The organism is Mesomycoplasma hyopneumoniae J, assembly GCF_000008205.1.
In the GTDB taxonomy this organism is placed as follows: domain Bacteria; phylum Bacillota_I; class Bacilli_A; order Mycoplasmatales; family Metamycoplasmataceae; genus Mesomycoplasma; species Mesomycoplasma hyopneumoniae.
Genome location: NC_007295.1, coordinates 796,338 through 820,900 on the forward strand (window position 1 = coordinate 796,338; position 24,563 = coordinate 820,900).

Annotated in this window: 13 protein-coding genes; 4 read left to right on the forward strand and 9 right to left on the reverse strand. The window is 30.2% G+C overall.

Annotated features, from left to right (window positions below):
- Positions 1–22: 22 nt before the first annotated feature.
- The 8 genes from MHJ_RS03260 to rplJ form a co-directional block, all read right to left on the reverse strand.
- Entirely contained in the window at positions 23–2,110 is a 2,088-nt protein-coding gene (locus MHJ_RS03260; RefSeq protein ID WP_044284720.1) for a putative immunoglobulin-blocking virulence protein, read from the reverse strand.
- A gap of 514 nt (positions 2,111–2,624) precedes the next feature.
- Positions 2,625–3,518, reverse strand: coding sequence for a DNA cytosine methyltransferase (locus MHJ_RS03265; protein WP_237697251.1), 894 nt, complete (start codon positions 3,516–3,518; stop codon positions 2,625–2,627).
- Positions 3,488–3,853, reverse strand: coding sequence for a hypothetical protein (locus MHJ_RS03960; protein ID WP_237697217.1), 366 nt, complete (start codon positions 3,851–3,853; stop codon positions 3,488–3,490). The genes MHJ_RS03265 and MHJ_RS03960 overlap by 31 nt, the downstream gene beginning before the upstream one ends.
- Before the next feature lie 61 nt (positions 3,854–3,914).
- Complete coding sequence (locus tag MHJ_RS03270; RefSeq protein ID WP_011206465.1) at positions 3,915–4,334, reverse strand: tRNA (adenosine(37)-N6)-threonylcarbamoyltransferase complex ATPase subunit type 1 TsaE; 420 nt, start codon at positions 4,332–4,334, stop codon at positions 3,915–3,917.
- Positions 4,335–4,340: 6 nt separating this feature from the next.
- Entirely contained in the window at positions 4,341–8,579 is a 4,239-nt protein-coding gene (rpoC, locus tag MHJ_RS03275; RefSeq protein WP_011284346.1) for a DNA-directed RNA polymerase subunit beta', read from the reverse strand.
- Between the two features lie 56 nt (positions 8,580–8,635).
- Complete coding sequence (locus tag MHJ_RS03280; RefSeq protein ID WP_011284347.1) at positions 8,636–12,298, reverse strand: DNA-directed RNA polymerase subunit beta; 3,663 nt, start codon at positions 12,296–12,298, stop codon at positions 8,636–8,638.
- Between the two features lie 214 nt (positions 12,299–12,512).
- Entirely contained in the window at positions 12,513–12,878 is a 366-nt protein-coding gene (gene rplL / locus MHJ_RS03285) for a 50S ribosomal protein L7/L12 (protein WP_011206468.1), read from the reverse strand.
- Positions 12,879–12,889: 11 nt separating this feature from the next.
- Entirely contained in the window at positions 12,890–13,387 is a 498-nt protein-coding gene (gene rplJ / locus MHJ_RS03290; protein ID WP_011206469.1) for a 50S ribosomal protein L10, read from the reverse strand.
- 430 nt (positions 13,388–13,817) lie between these two features.
- On the opposite strand from rplJ, the gene MHJ_RS03295 reads away from it, so the two are divergent.
- The gene (locus tag MHJ_RS03295) at positions 13,818–16,316 is read left to right on the forward strand and encodes a putative immunoglobulin-blocking virulence protein (RefSeq protein WP_044284721.1); all 2,499 of its coding nucleotides are present in this window, start codon (positions 13,818–13,820) and stop codon (positions 16,314–16,316) included.
- 13 nt (positions 16,317–16,329) lie between these two features.
- Positions 16,330–18,807, forward strand: coding sequence for an Ig-specific serine endopeptidase MIP (mip, locus tag MHJ_RS03300; RefSeq protein ID WP_044284722.1), 2,478 nt, complete (start codon positions 16,330–16,332; stop codon positions 18,805–18,807).
- Between the two features lie 28 nt (positions 18,808–18,835).
- Here mip and MHJ_RS03305 read toward each other — a convergent pair whose 3' ends face one another.
- Positions 18,836–20,485 (reverse strand): DpnII family type II restriction endonuclease, encoded by a 1,650-nt coding sequence (locus MHJ_RS03305; protein ID WP_011284350.1) that lies wholly within the window; start codon positions 20,483–20,485, stop codon positions 18,836–18,838.
- A gap of 1,171 nt (positions 20,486–21,656) precedes the next feature.
- Between MHJ_RS03305 and MHJ_RS03310 the strand changes: the two genes are divergently transcribed.
- Together MHJ_RS03310 and MHJ_RS03315 are read left to right on the forward strand one after the other, a co-directional pair.
- Positions 21,657–22,748, forward strand: a complete 1,092-nt coding sequence (locus MHJ_RS03310; RefSeq protein WP_237697218.1) for an ATP-binding cassette domain-containing protein — start codon at positions 21,657–21,659, stop codon at positions 22,746–22,748.
- A gap of 10 nt (positions 22,749–22,758) precedes the next feature.
- Positions 22,759–24,372 carry an ABC transporter ATP-binding protein gene (locus MHJ_RS03315; protein WP_011284352.1) on the forward strand — a complete coding sequence of 538 codons (1,614 nt, stop codon included), beginning with the start codon at positions 22,759–22,761 and terminating at the stop codon, positions 24,370–24,372.
- Positions 24,373–24,563 lie beyond the last annotated feature (191 nt).

Below are 24,563 nucleotides of genomic sequence, written 5' to 3' on the forward strand. Positions count from 1 at the left end.
AATTTACCCCAAAAAATTTAAACTAGTTAACAAGGTCCGAATCTGAAGATTCTGCTACTTGTTTTCCTACAAAAACTTGAGCAGTCCCAATTGTTGGGCCAACTTTATTCTTAATTTCCTCGCTTTCAACATAAATCTGGGAAATTCCATTCCCTGAACCATTAGCAACTTCGATAAATTTTTGCAGCTGCGAAATTGCATCACCTTCGGGACTACCAGAAATATAAACGGGATAGCCATAAATTGATTGGCCATTTACTTTTACAACGACTTTTGGACTCTCAAAGCCGCTGGCAAATCTCTCGGTAAATTGGGCACCATTTAGATCAGAAAATTTGAAATTTAGACGTTTAGAGCCAGAATTTTGCCCTTTTATAATCAGTTTCTTGAATTTTAGCTGCCTAAATCCAGTATAATTTTCTTCAGCATATGGATCATCTTTTCAAGTTCTAACTTTATCATTAAAACTTTTATCAAGTTCATCAAATTTAATTCCTTTAAAAGTATTTACATCAGTTTCAGAAAAATCAAGTGTAGTAGGCCATCCACCTTTTCCACCGTGGGCCCCTTGAAAAACTCTTTGTTCAATTTTTGAATCAAAAACTATTTTTAGACCATCATTAATCTTGTCAATATTATCATTTTTTTCTCATCTTAGCCCATCAAAAATAATTGAACCGCCAATTTTGCCCTGATTTGAGCCATAAGATGCTTGATTATTATAGTCAAAACTAATAAAATCAACATTTTTCAGCGCATTTGGGTTGATTTGCCAGTCATCATCTAGTGAATTTTTTTCTGTATAAATTGATAATTCTTTTAATTTTTTATTCTCAAGTCCACGAAGCGATCGAGTTGCGCCGGTATTATTTAGAAAAACTGATAAAGTTTTTATTTGCTCAGGGATTGCCTTGAAAATTTCTTCGGCATTCTGGAGCGAATGCGTTTCACCGATATTTTTGATTCTTAAAGCTTGAACTTTGCTATCTTTTTGGGAGATTTTTGCCATTATCTCCTTAAATTTATCAAAAGCCTTATTATCATTTGCATCAAGTTCAATTAATTTTAAAGGTTGTTTTTTACTTTTTTCCTCATTTTCATCATTTGGACTATATTCATAAACCTTAATTGAATTTGTATATTCACTGCCAATTTCAGAACTAAATTCTGAGCTTTTATTAGTTCTTGTCCAACCTGGAAAATTTCCATTCGAGATATCATAAGGTGAAAGCCCTCAATATCCGGGAGTATTAAAAGTTCGGCTTTGATTATGTTTTTTCATCCTGTTAATTACAGGATTTTTTGATTCATCTTCATATTCTCAGACATTCGTGGATTCTGTTGATGGCAAAAGTCCTTGACGAAGTCATTTTAATTCATCGGGACTAAAGGATGTTTTTTCTGGCCGTGATTTTAGCTGCTGAAGATACTGTTTTTCGCGATTAAGATTATATTTTGGCAGGTCAATATGGCGCTCGTAAGCTTCTTTTCATAGTTGTCTTCCTGCTGGTGAATTAGGAATTTTCCCCCTTACCCAGTCTTTGTCAAAATCTTCACGGTAACGGCGTTCAATTTCTTGAACTTGCGCTTCCAAACGGCTAACACTTTCTTCATATTTTTTTATCTCAGCTTGAAGACCTTGCTTATAACGGTTTAACGCTTTTTCGATTAAAGAATAATCGAGCGATCCATAGTCGTCCTTTTTTTCTTCAGTTTTTTTGGGAATTTCACTTATAATTGGCGCTTCAATTTTCTCCTTAGGTATTATTGCCGGAGGAGGCGGAGTTGGTTCTACTTTTTTAGGTGTTATGGTTATAATTGGTTTTATTTCCTCTTTTTTTTCTTCAGGAGGTTTGATTAGCTCGACTTTTTGTACTTGTTTTTTAAGTGGTTTAAACTCAGAATTTGTTACAGGGGAATAAAAACTTAGATCATTTGGATCGTTTTTAGCAACACTTGAGGGAGCTTTGGAATTATAACTAATCTGTGAATTAAAGCGAAAAAAATTACTAAACTGCGGATTCGCAAAAAAACTCATTCCGGCTGCAATTACAGCAACTGTAAGTCCACTCAGAACAATTTTCTTTCTTTTCGATAAATAAAACAGCATAATTTTCTCCTTTTTTTCTTAGTTAATTTGACTATAAAATCCTAATTATACTTAATTTAGTATTTTACCACCTTTTTTTTTTTTTTTTTTTGCGGAAATTTAAAAAATTTTTTCAAAAAAAACTATGAATTAAAAGATTTTTGGTCTTTAAAACCGAAAATTAAGTAAAAAAAATACCTTATAATAATTAGAAAGCCAAATTTTTGGTATTATAAGAAGACTTTAAACTTATAAAATTAAAAAATTAGATGAAAATGATGCTAGAATCACAAAATTATTTATTATTTTTAACCTTGTATAAATTGATAATTTGGAAGTCAAAAATTCTTCAATTATGAACCCAATACTTGTTGAGGATTCAATAGAATTATTTTCATCTTCAAGTAAATTATAATCTTCTAATTTTAAAGTTAATTCATTTCCATAAACCTTAAAGATTTGTTTGGTATAATCCTCAATTTGCTTCTGGAAAAATTTAAAACCTTATAATACATCTTTCTTATCCAGAGATTTTTTAATAGCCAGGCCGATAGCCTTTGCTAAAAGTGGGGGCACCGCATTTCCAATTTGCACAAGTTGTCATTTTTTTTGACCCTTTAAAAATAAAACTATCAGGAAATGACTGTAAGTCAGCCAACTCACGCGGAGTTAAAACCCTTGGAAGTTTAGGATGGAGATTCACCCCGCCATGATTTTTTTTAACTGTACAACTAGGCTGATCTCAAGGTGATTTCTTCCAACCATCAGAGTAATTTTTATAAACGCTTTGGCCTTCGGATGTCTTTAAAATTTTTTCCCTCATTTTAGCTGAATGTTTTGTAAAAATATGATTAATTTCAATATTTTCTTCTCAATTCATATATTTTTCAATACACTGACCTAAAGTTTTATAATTTTCTGGGCTAAGAATAGCTGCAGGGAAAAAATTTGTCAAACCAATCCGGTTTGCAATAAAAATTACCCGTTTTCTTATTTGAGCGACTCCAAAATCGGCACTATTTAATGTTGCTACATTAATCTTATAGCCGATTTTTTCAAAATCTTTTATGATTTTGACCTCAATTTGACCAGAAAGCATGGTTCTAAGTCCTTGAACATTCTCCATTAACACGAATTTTGGCTTTAAATTCGCAACAATATCTAACATTTCAAGGTATAAATTATTTCGGGGATCATCAAAGACGCGATTACCTGCCATCGAAAAGCCCTGACAAGGAAAACCTCCAGCAATTAAATCTAGTTCTTGATCCTTGAAATGATCATAAAATTCGGATTTTATTTTAGAATCTCTAATATCGCTTAGCTTAAAAAGTTCTTTATTTTTTGACCTTTTTTTAAAATTATAGGCATAGGTTTCAACGGCTTGTTTCATTATTTCTAAACTTGCCAAGGGCAAAAATCCCGCCATAACAAGACCACAAGAAAGGCCGCCAGCACCCGAAAAAAGATCGATAAAATTATAACCATTGTGATAACTTGAGCTCCAGCCATCAAGTTTCTTCATTTCTTCATTTCTTCTGAGATCTCAATAAAGTGGACTTTTTCTTTAGTTTTTCCTAAATTTTTCCTTAGTTTTTCTTGTTTTCTATAGGATGATTTTCATTTTTGATAATCAAATTCCGAAACTAGATACTTATTATTTTTCTTTATTGAGATTAAAGTTTTTCTTGCAATTTCTCTTCTAATGAATTTTTGACTAACAGCTTCAAGGTCTACAATTTCGGAAATTTTATAGTATTTCATTTCTAGTCTATTATATATTAATTTTTTTTAAATTTTTTTATCAAAAAAAGGAAAAATTTAGTTAATTTCACCAGATTTTCACCGATCTGGTCTCTAGATCAAGAATTTTAAAACTTATAAGAACTGAATTTCTTGAAAATTCAGTTAATTTATCAGCCCATTCGATTGCAACAAAATTATCTTCAAAATAATCATAAAACTCATCGAGTTGACCGGGAAAATTATCAAGATCAATATGAACTAAATTTTCATATAAAAACATAAAATTAAAAGAAGGGGATATAATTTTAGTTTTTATCCCGATTTTTTTGGCAAATTTTTTTACAAAATCGGTCTTTCCAGAGCCATAATCACCGACTAAATAAATAAATTGTACTTTATTTTCAAGTATTTTTTTAAAAATAATCTCCAAATCAACTATAGATTTGGAGATTATTTCTTTTGAAAAAATATAATTTTTTCTTATTTCTTCATAGTCCATAAATTACTAACGGTTATTCTTCATAAAGAAACTAAGTGGATTACGGATATCAAATTTGGACTTTGGTTCATAATTTGAATTAGTTCCAGCTGGAATTTTATGCCCGACAATAATATTTTCTTTAAGCCCTTCAAGTTTATCGATCTGGGAAGAAATTACTGAATGAACAAGTATTTTTGAGGTTTCCTGATAACTCGCGGCGGCTAAAAATGAATTTGAAAGAAGAGGAATTTGTTTTGCTCCTTTTACTATTACATTCCCAAAAGCCGGATTTTTATTCTGGGAGATCAGTTGACCATTAACTTCCTGATAATCGCTAATATCAACAATCGATCCGATAAAGAAATTAGAATCACCGTTTTCAATGATCTGAACTTTTGAAAGCATCTGCCTGATTATGATCTCAATGTATTTATCTGAAATCGAAATTCCTTGCATTCGATAAATTCTTTGAATTTCTTTTAATAGGTAATTTTGTAGTGTTCTAGCATCAGAGACAGCTAGTAATTCTTTTAGAATAATTGGTCCTTCGACCAATTTTTGTCCCGGAATGACTTTATCTCCGACTTTTACACGTAATTTTTGACTTTGCTCAATACGTATAATATGTTCAGCTTTTTCATTTTTGCTTGTTTTGTACTCGATAGTAATTAAAAATCCTTTATTTGCCGCATTTTTTTCGGCAAGATCAGAAATTTTGGTTATAATACCATAATAAGGCGAAATTTTTGCTGGCTTACCTCAAGGATGCTCATGCGAGTCAATTAATTCAATTAAACGGGTAAATCCCCCTGTAATATCTTCAACATTAGCAACCCCACCGGTATGGAAAGTACGCATTGTTAACTGCGTTCCAGGTTCTCCGATCGATTGAGCAGCGATAATTCCTACGGCTTCACCAATTGAAACAAGTCGATTTGTTGCTAAATCTTTCCCATAACATTTTTTGCAGACACTATTTTTGATATGGCAGGATAAAATTGAACGAATCTCGACTTTTTTAATTCCGGCAGCAACAATTTTTTTTGCTGTTTGTAAATCAACCATGGTGCCCGCACTTGCTAATTTAATTCCCCGGGAGTCATAGACATCTTTATTTAAAAAGCGACCTTCGATTCTTTCTAGTAAAGGAACAATTATCGTATTTGTTTTAGTATCAATTATATCTTTGACGACAAAGCCAAAATCAGAAAAACAATCTTCGGCAACAACGACAATATTTTGGGCAACATCGACGAGCCGACGAGTTAAATATCCCGATTTTGCCGTATTAAGTGCCGTATCTGTAAGTCCTTTTCTAGCCCCATGGGTTGAAGAATAAAATTCAAAAGAGGTAAGACCTTCAAGGAAAGATGACTTAACTGGAACTTCAACAATTGAACGAACTACCCTTTCATTTTCAGCATCAACTTTAAGAGCTTTAACATTATTTGCCATCAAACCTCGCATTCCTGCAAGTTGGACAAAGTTAGAAATATTACCACGAGCCCCTGATTTCATCATCATTACAAGTGAATTTTGATTATCATCTTTAATTGACTGATTTAAATCTTCTTGGATATCATTTTTGATCTGCGTTCATTTAGCGATTGCTAAAACATATCTTTCATCATCGGTGATTAAACCTTTTGCATAAAAAGTGTTTAATTTATTAATATAATTTTCACCTTCTTTGATAAATTCATGTTTTTTTGGCGCCATTTTGATATCTGAAATCGCAATTGAAGTTCCCGAAAGAGTTGAATAATGAAATCCTAAATCCTTAATTTTATCAAGAATTGAACAAACCATGTTATTGTATTTGAACCAAATTTTTTCTAAAAGTTCAGCTTTTTCGTGATCTTCTAGGACACGATAAGACTCAACTGGACCATTTTGTTGAAGTTGTTTATATAACTGTGAATATTCAAAAATTGTAAATTCACTTAATTTTGAAAGATGGGGAACTGGTAATTTTTGTTTTTTATAGTCACGTAATTTTTCATAGCGTAAAACGCAATTTTGATAATTGCCAAAATCAAGTTGATCAATTACAGTTGCAATATCTTCTTTTGCTAAAAGACCATCATAAGTATCAAAAATTTGGCGGACAATCTTGGCAATCGCTTTTTTATTTAAAGGTTCATTAACCTTTAAATTTTGGATATACTCGCGAAAATTTGTTCCATAAGGAAGGACATATTTTTTGATCTGACTAGGATAATTTAGTTCTAATTCATCAACATTATCATCAAAAATAAAAGGAAAATTTGCCGGGAAAATGTTATTAAGAATAAATTTTCCCACCGTTGAAATTAAATGTCCGCGCATAGTTTTGGCAATAAAAGGTTTTACCTGCTCAAAAGGTAAAACAACCCGGGCATGAAGCTCAACACTTCGGAATTCATATGCTTTTAGCATCGCTTCATAAGTTGAAAAGAAAGATCCTTCCCCTTTTGCTCCGGCTTTTTCCTGAGATAAATAATAAAGTCCGAGCACCATATCCTGAGAAGGATTAACAATTGGTTCTCCGTCTTTTGGGCCTAAAATGTTCTTATCTGCAAACATTAATTCCTGAGTTTCACGGATAGCTTCAGGAGAAATTGGAATATGAACAGCCATTTGATCACCATCAAAATCGGCATTAAATCCGGCGGTTACAAGCGGATGTAATTGAATCGCTTTGGCTCTGACTAAAACAGGTTCAAAAGCTTGAATTGAAAGGCGGTGCAAAGTTGGAGCCCGATTTAAAATTATTGGTTTATTTTGGATGACTTTGGCAACATGAGGTCAAATAATTGGGTTTTCTTCTTCAATCATTTTCCTTGCCATTTTGATTGAGCCTACTTTTTTTTCCTGAATTAAATTGCGAATAATTCAGGGTTCAAAAAGAACAGCAGCCATTTTCCGGGGAAGCCCGGCTTGATGCATTTTTAATTTCGGGCCAACAACAATTACTGATCTTCCAGAATAATCAACCCTTTTTCCTAAAAGATTTTGGCGAAATCTTCCTTTTTTTCCAGTTAAAGCATCAGAAATTGACTTAAGCGGACGGCCTTCTTTGGTTGTTACTTGATTTGTTGATTTTTTTTGATTATCAATTAAAGCATCAACGGCTTCTTGGAGCATCCGCATTTCATTTTGGATAATAATAACAGGAGCATGAGCGGCTTTTCATCTTTTTAGACGGTTATTTCGAATAATGATTCTGCGGTATAATTCATTGCAATCACTTGTTGAATGACGGGAGCCATCTAGTTGAACCAACGGACGTAAATCAGCTGGAATTACCGGAAGATTGCGAATTATCATCATTTTTGGATCTTGACCAGAGTTAATAAAAGCATTAATTACTTGCAGTCTTTTATAAAGTTTATCTCTTTTTTGATTTTTAAGAATAATTTTCTTATTTTTATAAATTTGTTTCTGAACCCCGGCAAGTTCAGCTTCAACTGCCGCTTTTTCAGCTCTAAGATCAATTTTATCAAGCAAATATTCAATCGCGAGCGCTCCTGTTGCAATTCGAGCACTTGAAAATTCTTCAATTATTTCATTAAGTTCATAATAATCAACCCCATATTCGCGGCCGATTTTACTTGAAGTTACATCAGCTAATTCAGAAATTGACTCTGCTAAGGCATTATGTTCCTCGCTTCCAGGAGGATAAAATTCAATTATTTCAATTAAGGCGTTTTTATAAATTAAGCCGGCTTCGGAAATGTCAATGATTTTGTTTTGTTCTAAGGATTTAAGTCCCCCAGTTTCAAGGACAATATGTGATTTATAATAAATTAGATTTTCAATTGCGGCTTTAGTAATTGTGGTAGGAACTTTAGAATTACCCTCAAAAACTTTAAGGCCAAGTAATTTAGCAATAATTGAATGGTCGATTTTAAAAAATCAAAAATGTAAAATCGGCGCATTTAAAGCAATATGACCCATTGAATAACGCCGGGCCATTTTTGATAAAATTCGTGATCCACGAATTTTACATTCTTTTGTAGCGATGCATAGCTGATTCTCGTTTGATTTCCGATATTTCCTTCCACAAACTGAACATTTATAATCAACAAGGGGACCAAAAATTAACTCATCAAAAAGACCGCCGCGCTCGGGCTTAAAAGTTTTATAATTAATCGTTTCGGGACGATGAACCTCTCCCCTTGATCATTCAAGGACATCCTCAGGAGTTGCTAAAGCAAGGGAAATTTTCTGAATTGAATTCTCGGAAATCTTTGCATATTGGCGCGAAACTTTTGTATTCATTTTTTAAATTCTCCTTTAAAAATAAGAGTATTTTTTTATTTTGGCTATAAAAGTTATTATCTAGTCAACTTGTCAAAGTCGATATTTTCTTCATCAAAATCAGCAAATTCTTCTAGCTTATTTAGTTCAATCCGGCCATCTTGATTATATTCGTCAATGAAATTAGATGGAATTTCGGGTAATTCTAAAGGATCTTTTATTTCTTCAACTTCTTGATTTTCTTGATCATTTTTATGAACTTCTAATTTAATCAAAAGTCCACGAAGTTCATAGGCTAAAACATTAAATGATTCTGGGGTTCCCGGACTAGGAATTTTTCCCCCTGAAATTATATTATTATAAAGTAAATTTCGTCCTTGAATATTATCAGATTTATAAGTTAAAAGCTCAGAAAGAACGGAAGTTGCCCCAAAAGATTCAAGTGCTCAAGTCTCCATTTCACCAAATCTTTGACCTCCATTTTGGGATTTTCCCCCTAAAGGTTGCTGGGTTGTAAGTGAATAAGGGCCAATTGATCTTGCATGCATTTTATCATCGACCATATGTAGTAATTTTAGCATATACATATAACCAACAGAAACAGGATTTTCAAAGGGTTGGCCACTAATTCCATCAAATAATTTGAATTTTCCTGACTCAGGAATATTTGCCTCATCAAATAATTTTTTGATGGTCTCAATTTTGATCCCATCAAAAACCGGAGTGACAAATTTTGTTTTTAATTTTTTGGCAACCATCCCTAAATGAAGCTCTAAAACCTGACCGATATTCATCCGCGAAGGTACCCCTTGCGGGTTTAGGACAATATCAACCGGAGTTCCATCTTCTAAAAACGGCATATCTTCAACTGGAAGAATTACAGAAACAACCCCTTTATTTCCGTGTCTTCCGGCCATTTTATCCCCGACTTTAATTTTTCTTTTTTGGGCAATCAAGATTTTTATTAGCATCCCAACGCCTTCTTCGAGATTATCTCCTTGATCACGGGAAAGAATCTGGACATCTATTACAGTTCCGCCCTCGCCGTTTTTAACCCGGAGGGAAGTATCTTTTTGGGCAAGCGCTTTTTTCCCTCAGATTGCTGCCATTAATTTTTCTTCAGCGGTGGGATTATCTTCACCTTTTGGAGAAGTTCGGCCAACTAAAATATCGCCAGTATCAACTTCTGAACCAACAATTACAATTCCATTTGCATCTAAATGAAGACGAGATTTAGCCGATGCATTGGGAATCTCGGCGGTAAGAATATCATTTCCGGCTTTCGTTGAACGAAATTTAATTGTTTGCTCTTGAATGTGAATTGAGGTAAAAACATCGTCTTTTACGAGCTTTTCGCTAATTATAATTGCATCTTCATAATTATAACCATATCAAGTACTAAAAGCGACAAGAACATTTTTACCTAGGGCAAGTTCGCCATTATCCGTTGAAGGACCATCGCAGATCAACTGCCCTTTTTTGACTTTATCACCAACTTTAACGGTTGGTTTTTGTAAAATTAAGGTTTCTTGATTGGATTTTTCAAAATAACGGAGGTAATGAATCTCCGGTTTTTCGCCATCATCAATGATGATTTTTTTTGCATCAACATAAGTAACTTTTCCGCTAATAGACGCGCGGAGATTTGTTGCTGAAAAACGGGCAACAGCTTCTTCAATTCCGGTAGCAACAAGTGGGGCTTCTGATTTAATTAACGGCACCGCCTGGCGCTGCATATTAGAACCCATTAACGCTCTATTTGCATCATTATTTTCTAAAAAGGGAATTGCGGAAGCAGAAATTGATGTCATCTGCATTGAAGAAACATCAATGTAATTGACTTGTTCGGCATCAAGGACAAGATAAGTTTGATTTTTTCTAACTGTTAATTTATCAGGGATAATTCGATTATTTTGATCGATTTCAACTCCTGATTGTGCAAAACTTTTATCAAATTCTTCCGATGCGGCTAGCCAGTGAACCTTTGAATAGTCAACAATGCGATTTTTTACTTGATAATAAGGGGTGATAATAAAACCATATTGATTAATTCGCGAAAAAACTGAAAAATTAAGAATTAGACCTATATTTTGCCCCTCGGGAGTCTCAACTGGACAAATTCTACCATAATGGGTTGTATGAACATCCCGGACTTCAAATTGAGCAGTATCACGATTTAGACCGCCAGGGCCAAGTGAGGTAACTTTTCTTTTACTTGCCATTTCCCCAAGCGGGTTAATTTGGTCCATAAACTGCGAAAGTTTTGAGGAGTTGAAAAAATTTTTAAATTGATTATAAATTGGCTTATTATTAATAATTGATTTTACTGTTAACTGCGAAAGATCCGATTTTGTTGAAATTTTTTCCTTAGAATTCTTTTCAATTTTTGTAAGTGCAATCAAAAATTGATTTTGTAAAAGTTCGCCAACACTAACTATCCGTTTATTAACAAGCGAATCTGGATCATCACTTTTCCCTAAATTACTTAATAAATTAAAATAATAAGAAACAATTGCAATAATATCTGATAAAACTAAGGTTTTTTCATTCAAATTTGGATCAGTTGCAATAACATTTACAGGCTCACTTTCTTGTAACATTGATTTTTTATTTGGTCAAACTTTAACAATTGCTACATAAAAGCGTTTCCATAAATTTTCATTACGGGTAATTTCAAGTTGCCGGGCATAAATTGTTGAATCAACTCCTTCAATTTCGGAAAGAGGAATTTCTTCATTGTTAAATTTTTCTTGAATTTCTAAGGCTAACTGCCTTGTGATATAAGTCCCTTTTTTAAATAAAATTTTATTTTTTTTTGATACTAAATCTTCGGCAAGGTAAGTCTGGGAAATTCGCTCGACCAAGTTTAGCTTGGCATTGAGCATAAAACGGCCTGTTGAAGCTAAATTATAACGTCTTTCATTAAAAATTATTGAAGGAATAAGATTTTTTAGACCTTCTTCGGTGATCCGATCATCTTTTCTGACTATTCGATAAATTAGCTCTAAATTTTCTTCAAGTGATTCTAGTTTATGTCTTCTGATTGATTCAAGAAGTTCAGGGGAATTTCCAAAATATTTTCTTACTGTCTCATTTGTAAAACCGATTGCACGTAAAAATGATAATAATGGAATATTTTTATGTTTATCGATTCTGAATTTAACAGTATCGACTTGATTTCCAGTAACTTTATGGAAAATTTCCATTCAAGAACCAAGTTGGGGAATAATTTCTACCTTATTAAAAAGGTCATCTGCTTGTTGATTTCTAACATTCTCACGAAAACAAACTCCTGGAGAACGAATTAGTTGAGAAACAACAACTTTTTCAAAACCATTGATTATGAAAGTTCCGCCCTGAGTCATAAACGGGAATTCTGCTAGTAAAATTTCCTGTTCTTCCATTTCCCCATCTTCGGAATGAACTTTGACAAGGGTTACATAAACTCTGGCAGAATAAGTTTTACCTTTAATTTTTGCCTCGCGGATCGCTAAATATTCATTTTCAGGTTTTTCTACCCGAAGTGAACCGCGGCGAAAACTTATTTCTAATTTTCCATTTGCTGAAACAATTGGAAAAATTCGATCAAAAGCTTCGGGAATCCCCACATGCAAAAATCAATCAAAAGATTCACGCACCGGATCTAGAAAATCCGGAGTTTCTAAGGTTTTATTCGCAACCCCATAAAAGCGACGATCAGTGCCAATTCCATAGGATTTTAATTTATATATGTGATTCATTTTTCCCTTCTTACCATTTTTTCAATAAGTTTTTAAATTATATTAGAAACGTAAAAAAATAAAAATGTTTTTATAATTTAATCCAAAAAAATTAAAGAAAAATTTTATTGGGATATTTTTTTATAGAAAAATAAAAAAATAAAAAAATAAACAAAAACGGTGTTTAAAACACCTTTTTGAATTTTAATTAAGAACTAATTTTTCTAAGAAAAAATTAGTCAATCGAAACTTCTGCTCCCGCTGCGACTAATTTTGCTTTATATTCTTCAGCTTCTTCAGGTTTTATTGCCTCTTTGAGAACTGAAGGGGCTGCATCAACAAGTTTTTTTGCATCCATTAGACTTAGACCTAAAAGATCTTTTACTACTTTAATTACAGCAACTTTTTGTTGTCCGGCAGCTTTGAGTGTTAATTTTACTTCGGTTTTTACCTCTTCGGTAGCAACTGGAGTTGCAGCTACTGCAACTGCTGATGGATCAACTCCAAATTCTTCTTTAAGTGCATCAACAAATTCCATTACTTCTTTAATGGTCATTTCTTTTAATGATTCAATAAATTGTTCTTTTGTAATTTTAGCCATTTTTTCCCTTTCTAGGCAGTTATTTTTTGTTCATCGATTAATAATTTAAGTCCAAAAGCGAGTTGTTTTAATGGACTTTGAAGACCAGAAGCTAACATTGTTAGTGCTTCTGTATAACTTGGAAGCGCGGAAATTAATGCATTTTCTGCGGCGCTGACAACTTGATTGTCATAAATTCCACCTTTTAGAATTAAAAGTGGTTGTTCTTTGGCATTTTTAGCAATTATTTTTGCTGGGGCTATTGCATCTGTTGTTCCAAAAGCGAATAAATTTGGACCAACTAAATCAGTTTGTAAATCTAAATAACCGTTGTTTTCAGCAGCTATTTTAAAAAGCCGATTTTTATAAACTTTTGAAAGAACGCCCGCGGATTTAAATTCTTTACGTAATTGTTCTAATTCATTAACAGTCAGTCCGCGGTATTCAACGATTGCCAATGATGAAGAATTTTTTAATAAACTATCAATTTCAGCGACAATTTCAACTTTTCTTTTACGAAAACTATTCAATTTTGCTCTCCTTTCTTTAAAAAAATAAGGGGCAATACTGAAAGATACATTCAAATAACAAATTAAGCCACACCGGCAGTTATTATCTCTATGTATTGCGTTTTTGAATTATACCAGAAAGCGAAAATAAAAAAAGTTTTTTTTTTTTTTTTTTTGCTTTTTTTTTTTTTTTTTTTTACAGGTAAAATTTATTTATTCTTAATTTAAAGTAGAAATTTTTTTATTTATATTATATAATAAGTAGTTTAAATGAAAAGCAACTTATCCAAATAGCAAAAATTTTTGTTTCTGGTTAAGTTAAAAAATCTCAATTATACCATAAAAAATTTAAAAATTAAAAAAATTTTTATGAATCTGTGGTAGAATTATATCTCAATATATAATATAAATAAGGAAAATTAAGCGGCTGACAGAAAAAAAGGAGAAAATTATGCTGTTTTATTTATCGAAAAGAAAAAAAATTGTCCTTACCGGACTTACAGTTGCTGTAATTGCAGCCGGAATGAGTTTTTTTGCTAATCCCCAGTTTAGTAATTTTTTTCGCTTTAATTCACAGATTAGTTATAATTCCAAAGCTCCTTCAAGTGTTGCTAAAAACGATCCAAATGATCTAAGTTTTTATTCCCCTGTAACAAATTCAGAATTTGACCCGCTTAAAAAAAGTCAGCCAAAAGCGGATCTAATCAAACCTCTTGAAGAAAAAAAAGAGGACATAAAACCACAACAAATCCAAAAAGAAGAAATAAAACCAGAAGCTGAAAAAGAAAGTTTTGATCTAATTACTACCCCAAAAACGCAAACAAGCCAAAATCCAGAACAGACCCAAACTGAGACACCAAAACGTGTTGATGCCGAATATGGATATGTCACCCTTGATTGATCAGGCCTAAAAGTTAAAGCTTATGTCAAGAAAAAACCAAATCGCCAGTATTCAACTTATGATGTCCAAAATGGCTTAGCTAATCGCAAACCTTACCAGGCCCAAGTTGTTGATGAAGTTCTAAGTATTGAAGTTACCCCTGAAATTCGGGAAGCAAACAGAAAAAATGCAGCCCAGGCTCTTAAAAATTCCGTTCAAGGCTCAGCTTTTAGTATTTATGCTGATACAATCGCTCAAGGCGATGATAAAGTTGCTGCAGTTGTTGCCCAAAATTATGAAAATTATTATAAAAATATGTTTTTAAAATGGCGGGAATTATTTGAAAATGGCGATAAAGTAAGAGATTTTCTAACCCAAGAAGGTTATAATAAATATCCGGATATCAAAAGCAAATATGAATCTGATCTTGCCAAAGCCGAAATTGAAATCCGTAAAGCTGAAGCAGAAGTCCAAAAAATCTATAATGAAAGACCCCCAAGAACTGGATTTGATGGCTCAGGAAAAGAAACTTTTACCGAAGAAAATAAAATAAAACTACGTGATTGACAATTAAAATATAATGAGGCAATCAAAAAACAAGAAGCAGCAAAACAATTAAAAGAAGATGCAAAAAATACTAAATATGCCAAGTTAATTTATTATCTTGATTATTCTAAATTTGTTAAAAATTCAAAAGAAAATGATGACTATCTTTCAAAAGGATTTACAATCAATCCGGATAATTCCAATATTTCCGTTGATGCTGAAGGTACACTAAGGTCAAATTCTTGATCACCTTTGATTAATCAAGTAACTTCAGTCTATAAAAAAGATAATGAAACCAGACGAGCTTTTGGTTATGGAAGTTATTGATGAAGATCTGGGGGCCAAATTCTTGATGGAACTTATGAAGGATGAACTAAAAAAGATATTACTTCTTCGCAAGAATATGCAAAATATTCTGTATCTAAATCAGATGGAATCGAAATTGCCGAGCTGACCAAAAATACAGATAATACTGCCCAAACTGCTCGCGATAAAGGGATAGTAATCACAATTGATTTTTCAAATGAATCAGGGTATAAAAAAACAAAAAAACTAATCGAAGATCTTAAAAAAGATGGAAAACAAATCACCTCTTATCGTTTTTTTCATATTGGAAAAAACGATGCAAACCAGAAATTCAAGGATATTCTAGAAACTCTCCCAGAAAATTTACCCCAACTTGAACTTTTATTTGATAATACAAATACCTCCGCCCTTTTAGCTTTAGAAAATAAAAAAATTGATGAACTTTCAATTTATACCGAAGGAAATTCACTTTCTGATGACTGAGCAATTAATCCTTGAGCCCTAAAAAACACGGCCTGATATAATACAAACGATTATAATGTTAGTTTTGATTATGCTCCAGGAGCTAAAGTTGCAACTAGAATTACTTTTAATTCATTAGCTTTTGATGATAGTGACTATCAAGGAAATGGGGATTATAAAAGGATAAATGATGGTCTAAGAATGGCTTACTGAACTAGAAATAATGAAAAAGTTTTCCAAGGTAGCTGGGGTCCTGGCCTAAGTCCGGATATTAAAGAATCCGAGAATTCTTATCCAACCGGACTTGATCTTACAAGGGTCAAAAAAATGAAATCACTTAAAGGTCTAATTTTCTCTGATCAGCAAAAATCTACAAATTCAAAACCAAGAAGACTAACTCGAATTGGCCTTTATAATGACTCAGAAAATTTTGAAATTCCAGTTGATGAACTAAATCATGCCCAGTTTGATGTCCTTGATACCCACCCGATGATGCGACCAAAACCAAAAATTTTCTTTGCAAATAATTCAGCAACAAAACGGATTAAAGTTACAGGAAATGGGACTCTAACTTCTCAAGGGGCAACTAATCTCCGCATTCTTTTAGAAAATGGTCGACAAAAACATGATGATACAAAAATTTTTACTGATCAAAGAATAATTGTCGACCCTAACAATTCTGCGCTTGCTGCTTCGCTTAGTTCAGCCGGATTTCAAGTTGATCAGTCAGCAACTTCGCAGATTAAATTTAATTAATTAGGTAATAATTATGAAAAAGAAGGCAAATTTTAAACTTTTACTAACAAAAAACTGGATAATTCCTAGTATTTTTTCATTCCCTTTTTTGATCTCAGCTGCTTGTTCTAGCCAAAAACAACAAGAAAATAAGGATTCTTTAGATCAAAACGGTCAAGATTTAGACAAAAAAGAGCAAAAACCTGCACCTTCAATTCTAAAAGATCAAGAAATCTCCAAGGAAAATTTAGATAAACTACCAATTATTCTAAAAAAAATTGATGGGTCTACTAATTTTGAAAATTTAACCATTGAATCAGTTGGTAATGATTTTTCCAGACTTGAATTTGAAACTCCAAATGAAGATGATCAAAAATTAATTGATATTAAAGTTTTAAATAAAAAATATCTTAATAGTGATTTTGAAACTAGTTTAAATGAAGGGGCCCTAATTTTTAATCTAAAAATTTCTTCAAAGAAAAATCCTGAAATTGTCCTTGAAAAGGATGTGCCAATTTCAGGATTTCGAAAATCACGAAGTAGTGAAATTAACTTTAATTATGGCAAACGTTTTGCACCTGATTCTGATAATGAATGAAGTCAATATTTTGCCAAAAATAATTATCAAAGATATACATATGATGCAAAAAAATACATGGAAACTCTTGAAAAACAACTCGCATATATCTCTGGATTACCTTATTTTGATATTAAATCTTGGCGCCCTGAAGTAAAAAGAAATCAAGAACAAATTAATAAATATAATGAAAAAGCAAAAGAACTTAAACTTGATAGCTACGAAGATGCCCTAAAAAAAGGCTTTACAATGCCAGTCTATGATGCTAATGGTAATGTTGAAGGTCTTAAACTTTTAGATCGCGATGAAATTCCTAAAGGGCCAGCCTGATGAGATCTAATCAACCGAAATGAGAATCAAGCAAGCGGACTTGCCCGCTATATCCCAAATGAAAAATATAAAAAAGCAGCCCTACAAACTTATTCAGTTTATTTTGCTTGGCCAGCAACAATTGATGATGTTGGAGCTGAATATATAAAACCTTTTCTTGAAGGGCAAAGAATTGGGGCTAACCCGATGCAGCAAACAAGCCGGGGAACAATGTGAATTCTTGATTTTGCCCCTCCAACTGATTCAAGTCAGCAACCAACTAAATGATATTTTGGAACAAATAATCACGTAGTTGAATCTTATAAAAAAAATGCAAGTCATTTTAGCATGACTATTTTAAAACCGGAAGTTGGAATTAGAACAAAACTAAAAACTGCAAAAGGGGCAAGTGATGAATCTTATTTAACAGCTAGTTTTTCCCGAGAAAATTTAGAGCAAAATGCTAAAACTGATAATCCTCAAAATAAAACTGCTGAGTATATCTCCCCTGATGGTTATGGAATTCCTGGAATTAGAATCATCTATCGAGCAACCGATTTTATGACAACTTCGCCAAAAGATTTTTTATCAGAAGCTGATAAAAAAAATGAAAAATATAAGGATATTGAAGAATTTGCTGATTTTGCTGTCCTTGAAGTTGATTTTTCCAAATTCAAAGTTCCCGATCAATATTCTTCCCGTAATGACTTTATCAAAGCAATCACCAATGACTATTATAATAAAAAAGAAGATCATATCAAATTCTTAAAAACTTCCTATCTTAAAAATTATGAAAAAGCGGATACAAAATTAGCAACAACTGATAATTCCAAAAAAGAAAATACTGACCAACTTTTTATTGTCGGATACCCGCAGGCAACTGGTGATTTTTTCCTTGATAAATATCAGGATTCCTATGATTATAATCACTCAAAAATCGGATATTCTCTCTGAATGAATTCTGAGTCTTCTTTTTATAATAATTTAGCCAGCGATGAGAATAATCCTGAATCAAAATCGCAAGATAATGCAAATAAAGGAAATTATTTTTCTTTAAATATTGGTTATCGTAGTTTTGCTGATAAACCTGGACTTGCTGATGGTTTTATTACAGTCCCAAAGGTTGGCAAAGAACTTAGTAAATCGACAATTATGGCTGATCCTGTCCATAAAAAACAGGTAAAAAAAGAAGTAATCGAAAACGGGAAAAAAATAATCAAAGACCTTGGCGAACTCGATGTTTTAAATCAAAAAGCTTATCTTGGTTATGGACTTTATTATATTCCTAGACATTTTGCTCCACATGGGGGGGCCTCAGGATCGTCTATTCGGAATCAAAATAATGAACTTGTCGGTATTTATTTTGTTTCAAATCAGACGGCAAAAACAGGGCTTGCGGTCGCTTTTAGATCGGAAGGATTTGACTATAAGGGTTTATATGGAAAATATAATCTTCCCCAATATGATTTAATTTATGGCGGAGGTAAGGATCAAAAAACTTCGTTTCGACAAGCTCTTGAAACTATTTATGGTAGCGAATTTAAAACAAATTTATTTAAAAACGGGGTAAAAGAAATTCCGGCCGATTATAAATTTAATAATTCAAATTCAAATACACAAAAATAAGCCCGAATAATTAAACTAAAACAAAAATTTAAAGCTTATTTTGTTTTGCTATCTCTGATTTTAGAAATAATTCAAATGTAAATAAGTTAAAAAGAAAATGATTATGGAAAAAACTTCGTAATTTTTCTTTCTCTAAACGAAGTCCTGTACCATCAGTTATTCAAATAAATTCAAAATTAAATTTTTTTGCTTTTTCTGCTAAAGCTTTAAATCTTTCAATTTCCGAATTAAATTTTGACCCAGAAGAATTAAAAAAATTTGTCTCAACTACAAAAACTTTTTGATTTAGCATAAAAACAAAATCAAAAAGTTTTTTTAATTCGGTTATTTTTTCCTGCTTTTTATAAGTAATTTGGTATTTTTTTAATAAATTTTCCACTTGAAATTCCATAAATTTACCACTTTTATTTTTTTTATCATTACTTGATAACCCTACTTCGATTCCAAATAAATAATTAGAAATTGATTTGATTTCCGGATTTATAAATATTTGATTGACCAAACCTGTTAGGTTTAGAAATTCGTATAAAGAATTAAAATTATCTCATTGAAATTTTTTTTCATTAAAAGCATCATCTATATAAAAAAATGAAGAATTTTTTTGAACTTTTTTAGCTAGAAACAAAGGCAGATACTGAAAAATAGAGACATTTTCCTTAAAAACACTTCTTAGTTTTATATTAAAATCAAAAATATTATCTGATTTTAATTTCTCAAATATCTCTAAATCTTTTAAAGAAAGACTTATTTTATTAATTTTATTTCAGGAAACATAATCCTTTAAAATATAAGAAGTATTTCTTAGAGACTTAAAAAATACTTCAAATTCATAGTTAATTAATGCGCCGTCATCTACCTTATAATTTATAATAATTACCTCATTTGCAGCCAGAATTCTATCCTGGCTATTAGAATTTATGAATCTGTTAACCGGTATTTGAAAAATACTAAATTCTTTTAAATTATTTAAAACTAAAGAGGTAGAATGATTTGTAAACATTCACTTAACTTTTTTAGCATTTAATTTTTTTAAAGTATCAATAAGCTCCAATGTATCTTGTTTTTTCCAGCCATTTCTATCATAATTTGTAAATGAATTATCGTTTTCTGAATCATACGGAGGGTCTATAAAAACAAAGTCATTTTCTTTTGCTAGCGATAAAATTTCAAGATAATTTTTATTATAAATTTCTATAGAATTTTCATTTAAAAATGAAGAAATATTATTTAAATTTTTAAAATCAAATATAGTAGAATTTATAATTTCTGCATTATTAAAAGGCACATTAAATTCGCCTTTGGAATTCACACGGTATAATCCGTTAAAACAGGTTTTATTTAAATAAATAAATCTGGCTGCTTTTTTTATGCTATTTTCAGGAATTTCAGACCTTAATTTGTAAAAAAACTCCTTAGAATGAAGACTTTTATAAATTTCTAACTGCTTTGTTAAAGTATCTAAATTAATTTTGATTTGCTTCCAGGAATTAACTAATTCGGAATTTATATCATTAACAATAGCATTTTCAGGTTGTAATTTTAAAAATAAAGCTCCACCACCTAAAAAAGGCTCGATATATGAATTAAAATTTTTGGGAAGCAAAGACAAAATTACATTAATTAACTGAGTTTTCCCACCAACCCATTTTACAAAAGGCTTTAATTCAGATTTTGACATAAACTAAATTATATAAGCAAATAGAGATAAAATTATTTAAAAAAACCCAGAAAAAAAGAAAATTTTCATAAATTATTCCACGTTTTCTGTAAATAATTTCATTTTTTAAAAAATTTTTTTAGCAAATGAAATTATTTACATTTATATTAATTTTAAGAAGTTGATAGTAAATTTTTAAAAACAGCATCAGAGTTTCCAAACAAAAAATAAGAGTTTTTATTATTTAAAGATGAAAATTCACCACTACTTATAAAATAATTATACTTTTTTTAAAAAAAAGTATAATTATAATGTTTAATATAAAAACTGAAAGGAGACCAAATTATGGTGACAAATGAAAAAACTGTTATTATAATAATTATAACAACAAACGGCGGAAAATAAGGTTAATTAATAATTCACACACACAATCACCCTTTTGTTGTTCATTATAATTTATATTTATTAATTGCTAAAAACAAATAAATATATAATTTTTCCCAATAAAAGTCATAAAATATGCAAATTTTAAAAAAAACTAAATTTTCAAAACAACTACAAACAGAAGAATTTTCTAATATAAAAATTATATAATTTTTATATTAGAAAATAGTTTCTTAATTTTATTTTTATATTTTTATGAATTTTTTTAACCTTAATATAAAGAAAAATAATGAAATTATTTCAAAATACTATTCAAATTTTAAAACAAGATAAAAAAAATAATTTCATAATTTTTTTACTACAAATTATTTTTTTGACTCTCTTAAATTTACACTTTTATTCCTACTCTTTTATCCTTGGCTTTGTCAAAAAAAAGGTGCCAATTCAAGACAAAAATTTTATTTTGTGACTTTTAATTAGCAGCCTTTCTTTTGTTTTTTTTATTATTTTTAAACTTATCTATGTTTATCACTCAAATAAGACCACCTTTAAAATTTTTAAAAAAAACACCAATAGATTATCAGAAAATATAAGAAAAAAAACATACGAAGAAATATTAAAAAATAAGGAAACTTATATATCTTTTTACAATCTGAATTTAGATCTTACAAATTCGCTTAGTATGACAATTTATAGCCATTTATTTAAGGGTGTTATTTATATTATCTCCAGCACTATATTTATTTTTTTACTAAGCACTAAATCTTGAATTTTAATTTTACACTCGACACTTGGTGCCACCATAAGTGTGATTTTATTATTTAAATTTTCACCGTTAATTACAAAATTACAAAATAAAATCCAACAACTTTTTCAAAGTTATGCCGGAAAACAAATTAAATTATTCGGGTTATTTAATTTGTTTTACTTTTTCAATAAAAGAAATGTTTTTACTAAATATCTTAAATCACAATTATTGGAAAAATATTCCCGCGAATTTGGTCTACTGAAAAATTTTCAATATAAAACTTTTTTACTTAATTCCGGTTTTTTATTTTTTGTTCTTAGTAATTCTATAACTTTGTCGATTTTAACATATTATAAAACATTCGATGTTACCTTATTTATTTCCTTGTTTAGTATGAATTTGGTAATGGTAACAGGATTTTCAAGTTTTTTCACCTATTTATTAACAGCACAAGCATTAAATCCATATGTTAATAAAATTTTCGAGAAAATAGATACTAAAAATGAAAAAAAAATAGTTTTGCAAGAATTAATTTCAGAAATAAATTTACAAAATTTAAATTTTAGTTACAGCCCCGAAACCCGCGTTTTTTCAAATTTAAACCTAAGTTTTGAAAAAAACAAAAAATATGCGATAATTTCACCTTCAGGAAAAGGGAAATCATCACTTTTAAAGTTAATTTCCGGAGTTTTAACTAATTATGAAGGTAAAATTTTAATTAATAATTCAATTGAATATAAGGAATTAGAACCAAAACAGTTAAGAAAACATATTGCACTAACAACAAATGAAAACATAATTTTCGAAGACACTTTGGCAAACAACATAACTTTATGAGATAAAAATCCCGATTTAGATTTGCTAAATTCTTTAATAAAAAAGTATAAAATTGATAATTTTTCAAAACCAGAAACTGAAATTAGCTCAAAAAATTTATCTGAGGGCGAAAAACAAAAAGTTGCATTGGCCAGATTAGAGTACAAAAATTTAGATATTTGATGTTTAGATGAAGCTCTTGATAACATTTTCAAGGAAGATGCTTTTGAAATTTACAGTGATTTACTTTCAAAACCGAATAAAACAATTTTTATCGCAAGTCACCACATTCCTGAAAAAATAAAACCGATGTTTGACCAAATAATTGAAATTTAAGGAGGAATTTATGGTAAAATCTACAAAACATTTCAAATTTATCCTTTGAAATTGATTATATTTGATTTTTACGATTTTTTTTAAAATTTATCTCATTGTTGCTCCTTATTTTATTTTTACTTTTATTCTAAATGAAAATTTAACTTTTTTTTGGGTAGCCACAACATCTTTTTTAGGGGTTAGAATTTTTAATATCTTTTTAGATTTTATGAATCAAGCATATTTTAAAGGGTTTTTGATCTTTCATAAGATGAAACTTGCCGAAAAAATAACAAATTTTTTGGAAAAAACGACTTACAAAAAATATAACGAAAATTCAAGTGGGTTTTACTATTCGGAAATTGAAAATACAATAGAAAAAAGCGTTTCACAATTTTATGCAAATTTATTGTCCTTTTTGCAAACTCTTTCCATAATTTTGATGACTTTAGGTTTATTTTTTTATATAAACTGGATTTTAGCGTTAATTATTGTCGGTGTTATAACCTTTTTTGTAATTACAACTTCTTTACTATCTAAAAAATTAACCAAACTTCAATCCGCAAAATTGCAAGCAATTTCGGATTTTAACAATTCTTTAAGCACTTATCTTTTAACTTTGCCGCAATTAAAAACCTTAAATTCTGATGATAAATTCGAATTTATAATTAATAAAAGAAACAAGAAAAATTGAATAACTAGAGAAAAATATGGTATATTTTCCGACTTAATTTCATTTTTTAATGAATATTCCAATAATTTTTTCTCCGCAATAATCACAATTGGAATTGCATTTTGGACACTTTATTATAAAAATAATAATAGCTCTGAAATTGTTTTTGCAAATATATCTTTAATTGTTTTAGTGCAATTATCGTTTAGTGAGTTTTTTGCAAATGCAAAAACACTTTTTAATAACTACCCAGCAATAATTTCGGGATGAAAAAATATTAAAAATTTTGAGCAAAAAAACAAACTTAAAGTTGAAAATTTAGAAGAAAATTTACAAAATTTAGAAGGAGAAATTTCTTCAATTTTAATTGAGAATTTAAACTTTTATCTACCCGATAGAAAATTGTTTAATAACCTAACTTTTAAAATTGAAAAAGGGAAAAAATACATAATTCAAGGAGTAAATGGTTCTGGAAAATCTACCTTAGCCCGAATTTTATTAGGAGTTGAAAAAGAATTTCAAGGGAAAATAATAGTGAATAATCATTTTGATATCAAAGATCTTTCCCCTTTTTCTTTAAATAATCACATTAATTATGTCTATAATAACCCAGGTATTATTTACGGAACTATTTTAGAAAATATTTCGCTGCTAGAGCCTGAAAAAAATAAGAATCCAAAAGAAATTTTAGAAAATATAAACCTTCAAAATTTTAGTTTACAGGATTCTCTAGACGAAAATAATAGCTTATCAACAGGTCAAATCCAAAAAATTCACCTCGCACGCTCGCTTTATTCTCCAAAAGAAATTCTCATAATTGACGAGGGGCTTTCGAATTTAGATAAAGAAAATTATGATAAAATTCTACTTAAATTACTTGAAAATAAGGATTTAACAATAATTTTGATAACTCATCATTTAAATAATGAAAATCTAAATCTTTTTGATCAAGTTATTAACCTAAATGTTTAAAATTACATATAATTTTAGTTCAAAAGGCTTTAAAAATGAAAAAGCGGTTTTTATTTTTTTATATTAAAATGTTACTTAGATTTTACTCAAAAAATTTGGTGGTAAATTTTAAATTACATAATTGCAAATTAACTTTAAACTTCGTTGTGTTCTTTGAGTTTTTTGACAAATTTATTTCTTAAATTCTTTAA